Source organism: Flavobacterium sp. T50_26, assembly GCF_057652995.1.
The window spans coordinates 1-274 of sequence record NZ_JBYFCC010000071.1 but is presented as its reverse complement, the minus strand read 5'-3'; the positions used below and the strand labels follow the sequence as shown (position 1 = coordinate 274).

General features: G+C 50.0%; 1 protein-coding gene. It reads right to left on the bottom strand.

Features of this window, described 5'->3' with window-relative positions; all coding sequences use genetic code 11:
• The coding region (locus AC23MC_RS16480) for an ead/Ea22-like family protein (RefSeq protein ID WP_335929228.1) at positions 1 to 183 on the bottom strand (183 nt) is incomplete at its 3' end.
• Between the last annotated feature and the right edge of the window lie 91 nt (positions 184 to 274).

Sequence of the window (274 nt, the reverse complement as noted above, 5' to 3'; positions counted from 1 at the left end):
AATATCCTCGTTCTCCTGGTCGCGGCGTTTGATGTATTGCTGGTTTCTTTCCCGTTCATCCAGCAGTTCCAGCACAATCGATGGTGTTACCAATTCATGGAAAAGGTCTGCGTCAAATCCCCAGTCGTCATGCATTGCCTGCTCTGCCGCTTCACGCAGTGCCTGAGAGTTAATTTCGCTCACTTCGAACCTCTCTGTTTACTGATAAGTTCCAGATCCTCCTGGCAACTTGCACAAGTCCGACAACCCTGAACGACCAGGCGTCTTCGTTCAT